The 13,575-nt window shown below is 66.8% G+C and carries 12 protein-coding genes; 6 read left to right on the top strand and 6 right to left on the bottom strand.

What is annotated here, in order from left to right; translation table 11 throughout:
• The first annotated feature begins 51 nt into the window (after positions 1–51).
• A complete protein-coding gene (locus PSEK12I1_RS0119410; RefSeq protein WP_007159329.1) occupies positions 52–1,404 on the top strand; it encodes a GntP family permease in 1,353 nt (450 codons plus the stop codon).
• A 4-nt stretch (positions 1,405–1,408) separates the two neighbouring features.
• Here PSEK12I1_RS0119410 and PSEK12I1_RS0119405 read toward each other — a convergent pair whose 3' ends face one another.
• The 4 genes from PSEK12I1_RS0119405 to PSEK12I1_RS0119390 form a co-directional block, all read right to left on the bottom strand.
• Positions 1,409–2,962 (bottom strand): alkaline phosphatase, encoded by a 1,554-nt coding sequence (locus PSEK12I1_RS0119405; RefSeq protein WP_027602632.1) that lies wholly within the window; start codon positions 2,960–2,962, stop codon positions 1,409–1,411.
• Positions 2,963–3,024: 62 nt separating this feature from the next.
• Positions 3,025–3,327: a putative quinol monooxygenase gene (locus PSEK12I1_RS0119400; RefSeq protein ID WP_027602631.1), complete on the bottom strand. Its 303-nt coding sequence runs from the start codon at positions 3,325–3,327 to the stop codon at positions 3,025–3,027.
• A gap of 88 nt (positions 3,328–3,415) precedes the next feature.
• The gene (locus PSEK12I1_RS0119395) at positions 3,416–3,820 is read right to left on the bottom strand and encodes an RcnB family protein (RefSeq protein WP_027597011.1); all 405 of its coding nucleotides are present in this window, start codon (positions 3,818–3,820) and stop codon (positions 3,416–3,418) included.
• An 85-nt stretch (positions 3,821–3,905) separates the two neighbouring features.
• Complete coding sequence (locus PSEK12I1_RS0119390; RefSeq protein ID WP_027597012.1) at positions 3,906–4,157, bottom strand: hypothetical protein; 252 nt, start codon at positions 4,155–4,157, stop codon at positions 3,906–3,908.
• A 172-nt stretch (positions 4,158–4,329) separates the two neighbouring features.
• On the opposite strand from PSEK12I1_RS0119390, the gene PSEK12I1_RS0119385 reads away from it, so the two are divergent.
• The 3 genes from PSEK12I1_RS0119385 to trmA all read left to right on the top strand — a co-directional run bounded on the left by PSEK12I1_RS0119385 (position 4,330) and on the right by trmA (position 8,293).
• Positions 4,330–5,721 (top strand): MFS transporter, encoded by a 1,392-nt coding sequence (locus PSEK12I1_RS0119385; RefSeq protein WP_027597013.1) that lies wholly within the window; start codon positions 4,330–4,332, stop codon positions 5,719–5,721.
• A gap of 124 nt (positions 5,722–5,845) precedes the next feature.
• Positions 5,846–7,141: an NCS2 family permease gene (locus PSEK12I1_RS0119380; RefSeq protein WP_027602630.1), complete on the top strand. Its 1,296-nt coding sequence runs from the start codon at positions 5,846–5,848 to the stop codon at positions 7,139–7,141.
• A 63-nt stretch (positions 7,142–7,204) separates the two neighbouring features.
• Positions 7,205–8,293, top strand: a complete 1,089-nt coding sequence (gene trmA, locus PSEK12I1_RS0119375; RefSeq protein WP_027602629.1) for a tRNA (uridine(54)-C5)-methyltransferase TrmA — start codon at positions 7,205–7,207, stop codon at positions 8,291–8,293.
• 359 nt (positions 8,294–8,652) lie between these two features.
• Here trmA and PSEK12I1_RS0119370 read toward each other — a convergent pair whose 3' ends face one another.
• Together PSEK12I1_RS0119370 and PSEK12I1_RS0119365 are read right to left on the bottom strand one after the other, a co-directional pair.
• Entirely contained in the window at positions 8,653–9,573 is a 921-nt protein-coding gene (locus tag PSEK12I1_RS0119370; protein WP_027602628.1) for a Gfo/Idh/MocA family protein, read from the bottom strand.
• Between the two features lie 50 nt (positions 9,574–9,623).
• On the bottom strand, positions 9,624–10,508 hold the full coding sequence (locus tag PSEK12I1_RS0119365) for a LysR family transcriptional regulator (RefSeq protein ID WP_027602627.1): 885 nt from the start codon (positions 10,506–10,508) through the stop codon (positions 9,624–9,626).
• Positions 10,509–10,617: 109 nt separating this feature from the next.
• Between PSEK12I1_RS0119365 and PSEK12I1_RS0119360 the strand changes: the two genes are divergently transcribed.
• Together PSEK12I1_RS0119360 and PSEK12I1_RS0119355 are read left to right on the top strand one after the other, a co-directional pair.
• The gene (locus tag PSEK12I1_RS0119360; RefSeq protein WP_027602626.1) at positions 10,618–11,763 is read left to right on the top strand and encodes a YbfB/YjiJ family MFS transporter; all 1,146 of its coding nucleotides are present in this window, start codon (positions 10,618–10,620) and stop codon (positions 11,761–11,763) included.
• Positions 11,764–11,915: 152 nt separating this feature from the next.
• Positions 11,916–13,562: an acetolactate synthase large subunit gene (locus PSEK12I1_RS0119355; RefSeq protein ID WP_027597019.1), complete on the top strand. Its 1,647-nt coding sequence runs from the start codon at positions 11,916–11,918 to the stop codon at positions 13,560–13,562.
• The last annotated feature ends 13 nt before the right edge of the window (positions 13,563–13,575 follow it).

The raw sequence follows: 13,575 nt of genomic DNA, 5'->3' as shown, positions 1-13,575 counted from the left end.
CTACCCAATCCAACCACCCGCAACGCCCACAACAACAATAGGAGAGGCGCCATGTTCGGCATGGACCACAACAGCTTCCTTCTGCTCGACGCCGCGGTCACCATCGTCGGCCTGGTGCTCCTGATCACCAAGTTCAAGGTCCATCCCTTCATCGCCCTGACCATCGCCTCGGGCTTTCTCGGCCTGACCTCCGGCATGCCGGTGGAAAAGGTCATGAAATCCTTCCAGGACGGCTTCGGCGGCGTGCTCGGCTTCGTCGGCATCCTGCTGGGCCTCGGCACCATGCTCGGCAAGCTGATGGCCGATTCCGGCGGCGCCGACCAGATCGCCCAGACGCTGATCCGCGCCTTCGGCATCAAGCGCGTGCACTGGGCGATGATGTTCGCCGCCTTCCTGGTGGGCATCCCGCTGTTCTTCGAGATCGGCTTCGTGCTGCTGGCGCCCCTGGTGTTCATCGTCGCCCGCCGTACCGGCTTGTCGCTGGTCAAGCTGGGCATCCCGCTGCTGGCCGGCCTGTCCGCCGTGCACGGCCTGGTGCCGCCGCACCCGGGTCCGCTGCTGGCGGTCGGGGTGTTCGGTGCCGACATCGGCAAGACCATCTTCTACGGCCTGATCGTCGGCCTGCCCACCGCCATGATCGCCGGTCCCATCTTCGGCGCCTGGATCTCCAAGCGCATCCCCGGCTCGGCCAATCCCGAGCTGGTCGCCCAGATCGCCCAGGAAACCGACAACCGCAACCTGCCGGGCTTCGGCATCACCGTCTTCACCGTGCTGCTGCCGGTGATCCTGATGCTGCTCAAGGCCTTCGCCGATATCTTCTTTGCCGCCGACAACCATTTCCGCATCTGGATGGACTTCATCGGCCACCCCATCACCGCCCTGCTCGCCGCCCTGCTGCTGAGCTTCTACAGCTTCGGCACCGCCTGCGGCTTCTCCCGCGAGAAGATCGTCAAGCTGCTCGACCAGAGCCTGGCGCCGGTGGCGGCCATCGTGCTGATCGTTGGCGCTGGCGGTGGCTTCAAGCAGATGCTGGTGGCCAGCGGCGTGGGTGAGGTGATCGGCAACCTGGCGGTGCAGACGCAGATCTCGCCGATCCTGCTGACCTGGCTGGTGGCAGCGGTGATCCGCGTGGCCACCGGTTCCGCCACCGTGGCGACCATCACCGGCGCCGGCATCGTCGCCCCCGTGGTGGCGCTGATCCCCGGGGTGAACAAGGAGTTGCTGGTGCTGGCCGCCGGCGCCGGTTCGGTGATCCTCTCCCACGTCAACGACGCCGGCTTCTGGCTGGTGAAGCAGTACTTCAACATGACCGTGGCCGAGACCTTCAAGACCTGGTCGATGATGGAAACCATCCTCTCGGTGGTGGCCCTGGCCTTCATCATGCTGCTGTCGCTGTTCGTCTGATCCGCTAGACCGGGACGGCCCCTGGCCGTCCCGCCTCCACCACGAAGCTCGCCCGGGTGCCGCGCCTGGCATCCGGGCGCGTTCGGTCACTGATGGTGCGCAGATCCACCTGCAGCCGCTCCCGCGTCAGCTCCAGGGCCAGATAGCCACGCTCCCGGCTGTCGAAGAAACGCACCTGGGGATTCTCCGGCAACAGCGCCTGGAAGCGTCGGTAATCCGGTCCGTCCGAGGTGATGGAAGTGCCGACGAACTCGCTCGCCACCACCGGGCTCCGCTCGTCCTCCGGATCGCGGTGCAGATCCGTCACCCAGAAGGAATGGATGTCCCCGCCCAGGGTCACCGGATTGGCCAGGCGACTCGCGGCCATGGCCGCCAGCAGGCGCTCGCGGGTGGCCGGATAGCCGTCCCAGCCATCGGTCCAGCGCGCCGGATCGCCATCCGGCAGGCGCTGCCGCAGGGGTGCGAGCAGGAGATCCTGGGCAATGAGGTTCCACTGCGTACCGTTATGGCGAAAGCCGTCCAGCAGCCAATCCTCCTGCGCCCGCCCCAACATGCTGCGCGTGGTATCACGCAGGCCCGGGCAATCCGGCGCGACCAGATGGCCACCGCGGGTCCTGGTCGTCGCGCAGGCCGGTTCGCTGCGGTATTGCCGGCCATCGAGCAGGTGGATCTCCGCCAGGTCGCCAAAGCGCCACCGGTCATAGAGGCGCAGCGCGCTGCCCTGGGTGCGCCAGGCGCGCAGCGGGGCGTGTTCGCGAAAGGCCTGGTAGGCCGCCTGCCGTCGCGCGGCGAAGGCGGCCAGACTGACCCGGGGATCCGCCGACCAGGGACCGGAATAGTCGTTCTGCACCTCGTGGTCGTCCCAGGTCAGCAGGCTGGTGACATTGGCATGCAGGTACTGCAGATCGGGATCGGTGCGGTAAAGGGCATGGCGCCGCCGATAGCTGGCCAGGTCGCGGGCCTCCGGCAGGCCGTGGCGGCGGATCGCTGGCAGCAGCAGCGGCACATTGGACTCATAGATGTAGTCGCCGAGGAACAGCGCCAGGTCCGGCTGCTCGTCGGCCATGTGCCGATAGGCACTGAAGAAGCCCTTCTCATAGTGGGAGCAGGAGGCCGCCACCAGCTTGAGTCGCTGCGGCGCGCTGGCCGGCGGCGGCAGCGTGAGGGCGCGACCGATGCGACTCTGATGCCCCAGGGCGGTGAAGCGGTACCAATAGGGTCGCCCCGGCAGCAGACCTACCAGGGTGATGGACACGCTGAAGGCCGCCCGGGGCTGCGCCTGGACCGTACCGCTCTGCACCACCTGGCGCAGCCCCGGATCCAGGGCGACTTCCCACCGCACCTCGACCGGGGCATGCAGACCTCCCAGGCCATCCTCGGCCAGGGGATCCGGCGCCAGGCGGGTCCAGATGACGAAGCCATCGGCAGCGGGATCGCCACTGGCGACGCCCAGGGTGAAGGGATCCAGTTGCGGTTCACGCGCGCTGCACCCGGCGAACCAGGGCGCGCTCAGACCCAGACCGAGCAGACCTAGCGCTTGACGTCGAGAGGGGTTCATCCAAGCCTCCACGAAAAGAGGCCAGGGTGACTCAGGCAAATGACAGCGCTATGTCGCCCGACTCAGGCCAGCGGCAATTCTTCCAGGATCATCACCTGGGGCGCCTCGGTGAGCAGGCCATCGAGATCGCTCAGCAGCTGCTTGAAGTGCGCGGTCTCCTCGTGCTCGGCCAGGGCCTCGCGGCTGGCCCAGCGCTCGATGAAGACATAGCGACCCTCGTGGCTCGGATCACGGTGCGGAGTATAGAAATGGCAGGCGGCCTCGGCGCGGGAAGGGGCGACGATGGCGCGTAGGGCGTTCTCGACGGCTGCGGCCTGGCCGGGCTTGGCCTGCAGGATGGCGACGACGCGAATTTCACTGGTCATGCAAAAAACTCCGAAAAGGGTGCCTCAGCATGCCGCCTGGACACCCCGAATACCACCGGGGTCGAGAATCGGCCCCGGCCATGGTGGATCACTGCTTGGCTTTGACGATCTTGTCGATCACCGCATTGCTGCGCTTGATCAGTACATAGTCGGAGCCGATCTTGACCCACTGGCTGTCTTCGCCCGGTTGCTCCAAGCCGTGCTTCTTGAAGTCCTTGATCACGTACTCGTCGCGGATGTACTTGCGCGGCGCCCGGCCACCCTCTTCGAGTTCAAAGGTAGGATGATCAGGGTCATGAGTGACGGCATCATCGCTCTGATTGGCATCCTTCTTGTTGACCTTGTTCTGGTACTGCGAGCTGGTGGGCTCCGAAGCCGCCTTGTCGGCAGCGGGCTTGACCGGGGTCATGGCCTCGGGCGCGGCCTGGGCCTGCAGGGCGCCGGTCAGGACGACGGTACCCAGGGCCAGAGAGAGCAGCGATTGCTTGATCATGGGGGTGTTTCTCCTCTGCATTCGAGGTTTTGACCCCGGGGTCAGCGGAAAAGCTCCACGAATACCTACGGCTACGCCTTTGGCCTTACTGGCATTCGTCCCGGTCTGCCTTTACCAGGGTCAGCACCGGGGGCAACTGGCGTGAGCGCTGGGTGGAAAAGGCGTCCAGCGAGCAACTCAGACGATAGGACTGCTGGCTGAGGAGTGAGGCCTCCTGACGCAGGGTCAGGAAGTTGAGGAAATAGCGCTGATGCTGGCGCTTGGCCTGGCTACCCCGTTCGAGCAGCCGCCGGGCTTCCGCCATGGCCATGATGTGGCTATCGATCACGTCCTTCATGCAACGGCTTCCTCATGGCGATGACGATTAGCGAACCTGTCTCCTCTGGACTTTAGCAGCCTGTTCGAGAGACGGTGGCAAATCCTTTGACTTTTTATCGGCAAGCCAGGGCTGGCGCGCCTTGCAGCACCTCAGGCAGAGTAGCCCACCCCTTGGCCTGAGGCGCTGACCCATGGAACGCTGGAAGATTCTCGCCGGCCTGGTGAGCTTTACCTTTTTCATGGAAAACCTCGACGCCACCGTGATCGCCACGGCCCTGCCGCAGATGGCGGCGTCTTTCGGCCGTGATCCGGTGGACCTCAACCTGGGCATCAGCGCCTATCTGCTGGCCATTGCCGTAGGCATCCCGGTCAGCGGCTGGATCGCCGAGCGCTTCGGTCCACGACCGGTCTTTACCCTGGCTATTGGCGTCTTCACCCTGGCCTCGCTGCTGTGTGGGATGGCCCTCTCCCTCGAGCAATTCATCGCCGCGCGCATCCTCCAGGGGCTCGGCGGCGCGCTGATGGTTCCGGTCGGGCGGCTGGTGGTGCTGCAGGTCACCGAAAAGCACGAACTGGTGCGCGCCATCGCCCTCATCACCTGGCCGGGCCTGGTGGCCCCCGTGCTGGGCCCGCCCCTGGGCGGCCTGATCACCACCTATGCCGACTGGCGCTGGATCTTCTATCTCAATCTGCCGCTGGGATCGATCGCCCTGCTGCTGGCCTGGCGCCTGGTGCCCGCCGACCTGCCGACCCAGCGCCATCCGCTGGACTGGCGCGGCTTCCTGTTGCTGGGCGGGGCCTGCGTCGCCTTCATGTGGGGCGTCGAACGGCTCGGCCAGAACCACGGCAGTCTGGGCAGCAACCTGGCCTGGATGGGGATAGGGCTGATCCTCGGCACCAAGGCGGTGCGTCACATGACGAAGATCGAACGTCCGCTGATCGATTTTGGCACACTGCGGATTCCCACCTACCGCGCCGCCATCCTCGGTGGCGGCCTGTTCCGCGTCACCATCGCCACCGCACCCTTCCTGCTCCCCCTGATGTTCCAGCTGGCCTTTGGCCTGGACGCCTTCCAGGCCGGCCTGCTGCTCCTGGCGCTGTTCGCTGGCAACCTGGCGGCCAAGCCCTTCACCACCGCCGCCATGCGCCGCTTCGGCCTGCGCGCCATCCTGACCATGAACGGCGTGCTCAGCGCGCTCAGCCTGCTGGCATGTGGCCTGCTCACCCCGGACTGGCCGCTGCCGCTGATCGTGCTGCTGCTGTTCGCCAGCGGCGTGTCCCGCTCGCTGCAATTCACCGCCAGCAATGCCCTGGCCTTCGCCGACATTCCGAAACCCCAGCTGAGCCATGCGTCCACTCTGTTCAGCACCAATTTCCAGCTGGCCATGGGCTTGGGCGTGGCCATCGCCGCCCTGCTGCTGCGCGCCTCGATGGAGTGGCACGGCCACCTCGATCCGCAGTTGTCGGACTTCCGGCTAGCCTTTTGCATAGTGGCCGTGCTCGGCATCCTGAGCACCCTGGATGCCTTCCGCCTGGCCCGCAACGCAGGCGATTCGGTCAGCGGCCACACCGCGAAAAGCTGACCGACCGGACAGTGCTCGACCCGATGCCGATTTGGGGGTAAGTCTTAGTGCCTTACCCGTGTTAACCGACCTGTTATGATGCGCGCCGTTTTTTCCGATCAGACCGGCGCGCACGAGGCATCCCATGCTGGAAAGACTCTTCCAACTCAAGGCCCACAACACCTCTGTCCGCACCGAACTGCTGGCTGGGGTGACCACCTTCCTGGCCATGGCCTACATCCTGTTCGTCAACCCGAGCATCCTCGGCGCGACCGGCATGGACAAGGGCGCGATCTTCGTCGCCACCTGCCTGGCCGCCGCCATCGGCTCGGCGCTCATGGGACTCATCGCCAACTACCCCATCGCCCTCGCCCCCGGCATGGGCCTCAACGCCTTCTTCACCTACACCGTGGTCCTGCACCTGGGCCATACCTGGCAGGTGGCCCTGGGCGCGGTGTTCCTCTCGGCGCTGATGTTCTTCCTGCTGTCGATCTTTCGCATCCGCGAATGGATCATCAACAGCATCCCGCTCCCGCTGCGCTCGGGTATCGCCGCCGGCATCGGCCTGTTCCTGGCGCTGATCGCCCTGCAGACCGCCGGCATCGTGGTGGGTAATCCGGCGACCCTGGTGGGCCTGGGCGACCTGTCCAAACCCGGTCCGCTGCTGGCCATCCTCGGCTTCTTCCTGATCGTCGTGCTCGAGGCGCGCAAGGTCACCGGCGCGGTGCTGATCGGCATCCTGGTGGTCACCGTGATCGCCATCGCCCTGGGCGTCAGCGCCTTCGGCGGCCTGGTCTCCATGCCGCCGTCGCTGGCACCGACCTTCCTGCAGCTGGACATCCGGGGGGCCCTGGACGTCGGCCTGATCAGCGTCATCTTCGCCTTCCTGTTCGTCGACCTGTTCGACAACTCCGGCACCCTGATCGGCGTGGCCAAGCGCGCCGGCCTGATGGGCAAGGACGGCCATCTGCCGAAGATGGGCCGCGCCCTGATCGCCGACAGCTCCGCCGCCATGTTCGGCTCGCTGCTGGGCACCTCCACCACCACCAGCTACATCGAATCGGCCGCGGGCGTTTCCGCCGGCGGCCGGACCGGCCTCACCGCCGTGGTGGTCGCGGTACTGTTCCTGCTGGCGCTGTTCTTCGCTCCCCTGGCCGGCAGCGTGCCGGCCTTCGCCACCGCCCCGGCGCTGTTCTTCATCGCCGTGCTGATGACCTCGGGCCTGGCCGAGATTGAGTGGGACGACCTGACCACCGCCGCCCCGGTGCTGGTCACCGCCCTGGCCATGCCGCTGACCTATTCCATCGCCAACGGCATCGCCTTCGGCTTCATCACCTGGACGGTCATCAAGCTGCTGTCCGGCCGTACCCGCGAGCTGAATTCGGCGCTGATCGTGCTGTCGATCCTGTTCGTCATCAAGCTGGGCTGGTTCAACGCCTGACCCTTCACCCTCGGGGCCCTGGTCCCGAGGGTTTCCCCGCCTTATCGTCTCTCCGGATCTACCATGTCCCAGCCTTCCTTCGCCCCCGCCGACTACCAGACCCAACTCGATGCCAAGGCCGGTCGCCTGCGCGACCTGCTGGCGCCCTTCCAGGCGCCCGAGCCGGAGGTCTTCGCCTCGCCGCTGCAGCACTACCGGCTGCGCGCCGAATTCCGCCTGTGGCGGGAGAACGAAGAGCGCCACTACGCGATGTTCGCCCCGGGCGACAAGCACACGCCGATCCTCATCGAGGACTTCCCCATCGCCAGCCAGCGCATCAACGACCTGATGCCCCGGCTCAAGGCCGGCTGGCAGGCGGACGTGGCGCTGTCGTTCAAGCTGTTCCAGGTGGAATTCCTCACCACCCTGAGCGGCGATGCGCTGATCACCCTGGCCTACCACCGCCCGCTGGACGCCGCCTGGCAGGCCGCCGCCGAGCGCCTGGCCGCCGACCTCGGTGTCAGTCTGATCGGTCGCTCCCGCGGTCAGCGCCTGGTGATCGGGCGTGACCATGTGCTCGAAGAACTGGAGGTGGCCGGGAAGACCTATAGCTATCTGCAACCCGAGGGCGGCTTCACCCAGCCCAATGGCACCGTCAACCAGAAGATGCTGACCTGGGCCCATACCGCCCTGGGCGAGCGCGAGGACGATCTGCTGGAGCTCTATTGCGGCAACGGCAACTTCACCCTGCCGCTGGCCAGCCGGGTCCGCAAGGTACTGGCCACCGAGGTGAGCAAGACCTCGGTCAACGCCGCCCTGCACAACCTGGCCAGCAATGGCGTGGACAACGTCAGCCTGGTGCGCCTCTCCGCCGAGGAACTGACTCAGGCGCTCAACGAGGTCCGTCCCTTCCGGCGCCTGGCCGGCGTGGATCTCAAGAGCTACGACTTCGGCACCGTGTTCGTCGATCCGCCGCGCGCCGGCATGGATCCGGACACCTGCGAACTGACCCGCCGCTTCGAGCGCATCCTCTACATCTCCTGCAACCCGGAGACCCTGGCCGAGAACATCGCCCAGCTGCAGGACACCCACCGCATCACCCGCTGCGCCCTGTTCGACCAGTTTCCCTGGACGCACCACATGGAGAGTGGGGTGTTGCTGGAGCGGCGTTGAGCATCGAGCCAGCCCGCGTGGAAAAGGCTACGCCGTTTTCCACCCTACGCCGGGGCTGAGCGCGTCTTTCCCTTGTGAAGAGGGTTGGGGTGAGGGAAGCCAACAAGCCAAGCCACCCTTGTTGAGCTTCGCTACGCTCAACCCAACCTACACGAGCCCGAGGTGGCGCCCCCTCTCCCTTTGGGAGAGGGCTGGGGTGAGGGAAGCCACCGAGCCGTAGATTGGGTTGAGACAGCTCCATCATCGAAACCCAACAAGCCAAGCCACCCTTGTTGGGCTTCGCTGCGCTCAACCCAACCTACACGAGCCCGAGGTGGCGCCCCCTCTCCCTCCGGGAGAGGGCTGGGGTGAGGGAGGCCCTACTCGTGAAACTCCGCCACCGTCTCGCGTCGGCCATAGAGGAAGGCGTCGGCCACATGCCGTAGCGGCGCCACGTCCACGTCGGAGCGGTTCTGCGCCACCAGCTCGGCGAAGCGCGCATAGAGACCGGCGTATTCCTGGTCCGGGCCCTGGTGGCTCAGTTGGCCGTCCAGGTACAGCTCGCTGCCGCCCTTGCTCAGGGTCAGGCGACCCGCATCGGTGTCGACGTGGATGTCCCAGGTCTGGGGCCCGGTCTGCAGGAAGTCGAAGTCGGCGGCGATGGGCACCCCGGCGCTGTCGACGAAGGCCAGCTGCGCCGCCACCGGGGTCTGGCAGTTGCCGGGCACCTGCAGCGTCGCCTCCTTGAGAAAGAACGGCCGCGGCAGGATGGCGGTGACAATGGACAGGGCATTGATGCCCGGATCGAAGACGCCCATGCCGCCCGGTTCCCAGATCCAGGCCTGACCCGGATGCCAGACGCGCACGTCTTCCTTCCACTCGATCCGCACCGCCTGGATGCGCTTGCCTTCCAGCCACTCGCGCGCCGGCTGCACGCCCTGGGCATGGCGGGAGTGCCAGGTGGCGAACAGCGAAAGGCGGGCCGCCTCGGCCTGGCGCGCCAGGGCGTCCACCTCGCTCAGGGTCGCCCCCGGCGGTTTCTCCAGCATCACGTGCTTGCCCGCCGCCAGGGCCTCGCGGGCCTGTTCGTAGCGCACCGCCGCGGGCGCGCAAAGCGACACGGCGTCGATCGCCGGACCGTCTTCGAGCAGCGCGCTCAGGCTGGGATAGTGGGCGACGCCGTCGAGCTGGGCATTGCGGCTGGCCACGGCGACCAGCTCGTAGTCGGGATTGGCGGCGAGCGCCGGCAGGTGCTGGTCACGGGCGATCTTGCCCAAACCGACGATGGCTATTCTTATCATGATCGTCCTCGGTAGACGGTAGGAAACCGCCGCCTAGGATCGGGTAATCATCACACCAAAGCAACAGCTTCGCGGTCGGTCTGCAGGCTCTCGCGCAACTCCAGCCAACTGCGCAGATTGGCCCCCTCGCGGCCCTTGCGCCACATCAGCCAGGTGGTGGCCCGGGCGAAGCGTGCCTGGATTTCGTGACGCTGCACCCGCTCGCGACCGGGCAGGCTGTCGAGCATGGATTCCGGCATCAGCGCCACTCCGCCGGTGATCACGCAGGCCAGCATGCTGTGGTAGGACTCGATCTCCATCACCGGTCCGCTGGGCACCCCGGCGGCGGCGTACCAGGTGTCCAGGTAGCGACGATAGGAGCAGCCGGCGCGAAAACCGAACACCGGGCGCCCCGCCACGTCGGCGGGCGAACGCACCGGACCGAGTTCCAGTCCGGTGATCAGCACCAGGCGCTCCTCGAACCAGGGCTGGCCTTCCAGCGCCGCGTCGGGCGCCGGGCCGTCCACCAGGGCGGCGTCCAGGCGACCGGCCAGCAGGCCCTCGACCAGTTCGCCACTGGGGCCGCTGTGCACCTGCAGATTCACCTTGGGATAGCGCTGGTGATAGCGCGCCAGCAGCCCCGGCAGGTGGATGGCCGCGGTGCTGAACATGGAGCCCAGCACGAAGGTACCGGCCGGCTCGCCGCCCTGCACCGCGCTGCGCGCCTCGTCGGCCAGGGCGAACAGGCGATGGGCGTAGTCCAGCAGCCGATGGCCGGCGGCGGTCAGGTGCAGCCGCTGGCGTTCGCGCAGGAACAGCTCTACCCCCAGTTTGTCTTCCAGCTGGCGCAGGCGCGTGGAGAGATTGGATGGCACCCGGTTGAGCCGCTCGGCGGCCTTCACCAGGGAACCTTCCTCGGCCACCGCCTGGAAAATGCGTAGCTCTGCGAATTCCATGGATCACCACCTTTCTCTTTAGCTGAACATCTATTTCTCTATTATTCGTTTTTATTGATTAACTTCAAGGCCTAGGCTGTACCCATCCGCTCGCTACTGGAGTCCTGCGATGACCGCCACCACCCGCCTGCTGGCCTGCCTGCTCGCCCTGGCCACCGCCATGGGCATCGGCCGCTTCGCCCTCACCCCCGCCCTGCCGCACCTGATCGCCGAAGGCCAGATCGACCTCACCGGCGCCAGCCTGCTGGCCGCGGCCAACTACCTGGGCTATCTGCTGGGCGCCCTGGATGCGCTCTTCGCCCGCCGGACCCATGCGCGGCTGGTCGGCGGCCTCTGGCTCTGCGCCGGCCTGACCCTGGCGTCGCTGCTGGCCGATGGCCTGGCCGCCCAGGCGCTGCTGCGCTTCGGCACCGGCCTGGCCAGCGCCTGGGTGCTGGTGATGGTGACCGGTCTCAGCCAGCCCCTGGCCGCCGAAGCCGGCCGGCCGCGCCTGGGCGCCCTGGTCTTTACCGGTCCCGGGGTGGGCATCCTCATCAGCGGGTTGATGGCCCTCGTCAGCAATCGCCTGGGCGGTGGCTCCAATCAGCTGTGGCTGAGCTACGGCCTGCTCGCCAGCGTGGCGACCCTGGCGCTGCTGCCCCTGCTGCCACGGCGCGGTCCGGCCACCCTGCTACCCACCGCCGCAGCGCCGGCCAAGCGTTCCCCGGCCTTCAACCGCCTGATCCTGGCCTATGGCCTGGTGGGCGTCGGCTACATCCTGCCGGCGACCTTTCTTTCGCAGATGGCCGCCAGCCGCTTCCATGGCCAGTGGCAGGCCGACCTCTTCTGGCCCGGCTACGGCCTGGCCGCAGCCCTGGGCGTGGTGCTGGTCAGCCTGAGACGCCCGGGCACCGACACCCGGCGCTGGCTGATCGCGACCCTTTGGCTACAGGCCGCGGGCGTACTGCTCTGCCTCCTGCCGGGCAGCCTGGCGCTGTTCCTCGGCGTGCTGCTCTGCGGCGGTCCCTTCCTCGCCTGCATGCAGTTGGTGATGCAATACGGTCGCGAGCTGGCACCGGCCACGCCGCAACGCAACGCCGGGGTGCTCACCGCCAGCTTCGCCAGCGGCCAGTTGCTCGGTCCGCTGCTCGGCGCGGCGAGCAGCCATTTCGCCGGCGACCTGCAACCGGCCCTGGTGATCGCCGCGCTGGGCCTGCTGTTCGCCGGTCTGCAACTGCGCCGCGCCCGGGCGTCGCTACAGCGCTGCATCGCCTGAATCGTTTCCGCTGCGGCCATTCGTCACAGAAGTAAAACTGGGTGGTTCCTTGTTTTGAAATGTTTCGCCGTTCCTGAGTACAGTGATCGCCGCGCCTCATAGAGGAGGCGCCTCAGGCGCTCGCCATCCACCCTACAAGGAATACAACACTCATGATGAAGGCCTCCGATCTGGTCGTTCGCTGCTTGGAGAACGAGGGTGTGGAATACATCTTCGGCATTCCCGGCGAAGAGAACCTGGACCTGCTGGAATCCCTGCGTCGCTCCTCGCAGATCAAGCTGATCCTGACTCGCCACGAGCAGTCCGCCGGCTTCATGGCCGCCACCTACGGCCGCTTCACCGGCAAGACCGGTGTCTGCCTTTCCACCCTCGGTCCAGGTGCCACCAACCTGGTCACCGCCGGCGCCTACGCCTACCTGGGCGGCATGCCGATGCTGATGCTGACCGGCCAGAAGCCGATCAAGAAATCCAAGCAGGGGCGTTTCCAGATTCTCGACGTGTGCCGCATGATGGCGCCGCTCACCAAGTACACCCATCAGTTCGCCTCCGCCGACAACATCCCGTCGCGCATCCGCGAGGCCTTCCGCCTCGCCGAGGAAGAAAAGCCCGGCTCCGTGCACCTGGAATTGCCGGAAGACATCGCCGACGAGCACACCGAGAGCCTGCCGGTCCCGCCGAGCCTGAGCCGTCGTCCGGTCGCCGAAGCCAAGGCCATCGCCGCCGCCGTCTCCAAGCTGGAAAACGCCCGCAGCCCGGTGCTGGTGCTGGGCGCCGGCACCAACCGCAAGATGACCGCGCGGGTACTGCGTCAGCTGATCGAGAAGACCGGCATCCCCTTCGTCACCACCCAGCTCGGCAAGGGCGTGGTCGACGAGCGCCATCCGCGCTTCCTGGGCAACGCCGCCCTCTCCGCCGGTGACTTCGTGCACCGTGCCCTGGAGTCCGCCGACCTCATCGTCAACATCGGCCACGACGTGATCGAGAAGCCGCCGTTCTTCATGACCCGTGGCGGCACCGAGGTCATCCACATCAACTTCCGCTCCGCCGAAGTCGATCCGGTGTACTTCCCGCAGGTCGAGGTGGTCGGCGACATCGCCAACGCCATCTGGGAGATCAAGGAGCGCATCGAGGTCCAGCCCACCTGGGACTTCGACCGCCTCCTGACCATCCGCGAAGCCAACGAGGCCCATGTCGCCGAAGGCGCCACCGACGACCGCTTCCCGGTCTATCCCCAGCGCCTGGTGGCCGATCTGCGCCACGTGCTGCCGTCCGACGGCATCGTCGCCCTGGACAACGGCATCTACAAGATCTGGTTCGCCCGCAACTACAAGGCCTACATGCCCAACACGGTGCTGCTGGACAACGCCCTGGCCACCATGGGCGCCGGTCTGCCGTCGGCCATGGCCGCGCGCCTGGTGCACCCCAACACCCCCATCGTGGCGGTGTGCGGTGACGGCGGCTTCATGATGAACAGCCAGGAGCTGGAAACCGCGGTGCGTCTGAAGATGAACCTGGTGGTCATCATCCTGCGCGACGACGGCTACGGCATGATCCGCTGGAAGCAGGCGCAGATGGGCTTCGAGGACTTCGGCCTGGACTACGGCAACCCGGACTTCGTCCGCTACGCCGAAAGCTACGGCGCCCACGGCCATCGCGTGGAAAGCGCGGCGGCCTTCGCGCCGCTGGTGCAGCACTGCCTAGACACCCCCGGCGTCCACGTCATCGACTGCCCGGTGGACTACTCCGAGAACGACCGCATCCTGCACCAGGACATCAAGGAGCGCAGCGCGGCGGTCTGATCGCTTAGCCCCG

This window comes from Pseudomonas sp. MOIL14HWK12:I1 (assembly GCF_000510705.1).
In the GTDB taxonomy this organism is placed as follows: domain Bacteria; phylum Pseudomonadota; class Gammaproteobacteria; order Pseudomonadales; family Pseudomonadaceae; genus Chryseomonas; species Chryseomonas oryzihabitans.
The sequence above is the reverse complement of the archived record's forward strand: the minus strand, read 5'-3'. Positions and strand labels throughout refer to the sequence as shown.

Bases quoted from the DNA above. Each gene is read 5' to 3' on its own strand.
- PSEK12I1_RS0119380 (WP_027602630.1), top strand. From the start codon at position 5,846: ATGCTGGAAAGACTCTTCCAACTCAAGGCCCACAACACCTCTGTCCGC.
- PSEK12I1_RS0119365 (WP_027602627.1), bottom strand. From the start codon at position 10,508: ATGGAATTCGCAGAGCTACGCATTTTCCAGGCGGTGGCCGAGGAAGGT.
- PSEK12I1_RS0119390 (WP_027597012.1), bottom strand. From the start codon at position 4,157: ATGAAGGACGTGATCGATAGCCACATCATGGCCATGGCGGAAGCCCGG.
- trmA (WP_027602629.1), top strand. From the start codon at position 7,205: ATGTCCCAGCCTTCCTTCGCCCCCGCCGACTACCAGACCCAACTCGAT.
- PSEK12I1_RS0119385 (WP_027597013.1), top strand. From the start codon at position 4,330: ATGGAACGCTGGAAGATTCTCGCCGGCCTGGTGAGCTTTACCTTTTTC.
- PSEK12I1_RS0119395 (WP_027597011.1), bottom strand. From the start codon at position 3,820: ATGATCAAGCAATCGCTGCTCTCTCTGGCCCTGGGTACCGTCGTCCTG.
- PSEK12I1_RS0119410 (WP_007159329.1), top strand. From the start codon at position 52: ATGTTCGGCATGGACCACAACAGCTTCCTTCTGCTCGACGCCGCGGTC.
- PSEK12I1_RS0119405 (WP_027602632.1), bottom strand. From the start codon at position 2,962: ATGAACCCCTCTCGACGTCAAGCGCTAGGTCTGCTCGGTCTGGGTCTG.
- PSEK12I1_RS0119370 (WP_027602628.1), bottom strand. From the start codon at position 9,573: ATGATAAGAATAGCCATCGTCGGTTTGGGCAAGATCGCCCGTGACCAG.
- PSEK12I1_RS0119400 (WP_027602631.1), bottom strand. From the start codon at position 3,327: ATGACCAGTGAAATTCGCGTCGTCGCCATCCTGCAGGCCAAGCCCGGC.
- PSEK12I1_RS0119360 (WP_027602626.1), top strand. From the start codon at position 10,618: ATGACCGCCACCACCCGCCTGCTGGCCTGCCTGCTCGCCCTGGCCACC.
- PSEK12I1_RS0119355 (WP_027597019.1), top strand. From the start codon at position 11,916: ATGATGAAGGCCTCCGATCTGGTCGTTCGCTGCTTGGAGAACGAGGGT.